2 protein-coding genes and 1 pseudogene are annotated in these 1,775 nt (G+C 39.9%); all 3 read right to left on the bottom strand.

What is annotated here, in order from left to right:
- Nucleotides 1–727: pseudogene (locus tag IQR33_RS33675) on the bottom strand (transposase); the annotation flags it as partial.
- Entirely contained in the window at nucleotides 714–1,544 is an 831-nt protein-coding gene (locus tag IQR33_RS19935; protein WP_193843976.1) for a TnsA endonuclease N-terminal domain-containing protein, read from the bottom strand. The gene IQR33_RS19935 and the pseudogene IQR33_RS33675, both read right to left, overlap by 14 nt.
- A gap of 125 nt (nucleotides 1,545–1,669) precedes the next feature.
- Nucleotides 1,670–1,775: excalibur calcium-binding domain-containing protein (locus IQR33_RS35925; protein ID WP_193843975.1), on the bottom strand; the 106-nt coding region annotated here is incomplete at its 5' end.

The raw sequence follows: 1,775 nt of genomic DNA, 5'->3' as shown, positions 1-1,775 counted from the left end.
GCGTCTGAACAGTGAGCTGAGTGGCCTTTGTATACTCGGTTTTGTAAAAGTATTGAAACTGACGAAGTGTCGGAATTTCATGCTCTTCAGCTTCAGGGTGTTTGAGCTTGTAAGCCTTAGTAAACTTGATATACGAATACCGAATTGAAAAGCCTTTATCGTTCATCAGATACTTATCACAAATGATTCGAAATTGCTTTCTGACACTTTCGGTTACAGGCTCTCCGCGACCAATGCCATATATCCTCTGTCTACCAGCTTTGCTAGTCGTGAAGTTTCTTCTTTTTCCACCTGCACCAGAGTTTTTATAATCAGGTAAAAGAGCATTCTTAATCTGACCCCTTTGCCAATAGCGCCTTAAGAGTCGATAGATCGTAGGTTTTCCTTTACCCGATTCAGCAATAACCTGATTAAGCCTGCTCGCTCGAACTCGCTTGTCAAATGCCTCTTCGCCTTCAACGATAGGCTTTATCAGTTCATAGTTGCGTTGGCTTTCCAAATAACTACTAGATGCTTCGTCCCAAGACTCACCTTGGAGGTATGAGTAGGGGTCAGGGATCTTTTCTAAACGCCCCTCATCAGTCCAATTGAAGCATTCATCAAAATAGACTCTTTCAGGTAAACCTTTGTTCTCATCAATAGCAATCCAATAGAAGTAGCTTGTCTCAGTAAAAAGAATGCGATAAGGCTTGCCATCAAATGATAGGGTTTCATTAACTCGCCACATAGCTGTGCCCCTCATCAAAAGCTACACCTCTAAATACAAGGTCTCTTGCTCGCAAGCTATGGAAAGGATATCGAATATCAAACGTGATAAGCCTAGCAGCGCACATCAATCGAAGATCGAACATAGAGTCTCCTAACTTCTGTCCATAAGCCAACTCATATTCTTTTGCAATTTCAACCACTTTTTTGTCAGGAATGCGAGAGAAATAAGCTTTCATGTGGTTAAACGTTAGCAAAAGCTCATCGGTAATCAATTCATCGAAATACCCTTTGACGCCATATAGCCACTCAATATTATCCACAACGACTTTATCTATTTCTTTTTCCGTGACTAGGAACCACGGGATCTTTTTTAACTGCCAATAACGACGTTCAATTTCAAGTTTTTCGATAGTTCTTGAATCTTTAAGGGCATTTTTATACTTGGCTTGGATAACAAATCTAGGCTGAACTTTAGAAGAGGTGTTGACAAAAAAGTCTGACGACATCACTTGATTAACCCCATTTTGTGCAGGGTGCCAAAGCTGATGTTCCTGGCAGATATTTAGCGTGTAATCCCTATTGAGTGGAAACTGCTCACGAATGTCAGTTACGGCAGGGTTATGATCAAGAAGGAGAAAAATAGCGAATTCAAGGTCCGATAGCACATGATGAATGCGGCTCGTTAGGTGAGAGTAGACTCTTTGAGATCTACCTTCGGATGGAACCTCATTCACGTACAGCCACGGTTTATAGTTAGAAAGCTTTCCTGAACCTCGGCCTTCTTTAATCCGCCTGATGATTTGTTTTTCAGTTAAAACATACTTTGATTTTGCCATAACAAAAACCCAGTTAACTTTTAATCAGCTTAACCGGGTTTAAAAAGTTTTCAACTTTAATGTCTTAGTTTCAAACTTTATTGTTTAGTTTCAAACTTTATTGTTTAGTTTCAATCTTTATTGTCTTACGACAATACAACCCCATCACCATCTCTATCGTTCATATAAGAGTATGCAGGATGTGATCTTCTTACTGGTGCAATACCATTTCTGATAGCTTCCTTGCAAGTA

Source organism: Vibrio sp. OPT46, from assembly GCF_015163535.1.
Lineage (GTDB): Bacteria > Pseudomonadota > Gammaproteobacteria > Enterobacterales > Vibrionaceae > Vibrio > Vibrio alginolyticus.
This window is presented reverse-complemented; position numbering and strand designations above follow the sequence as displayed.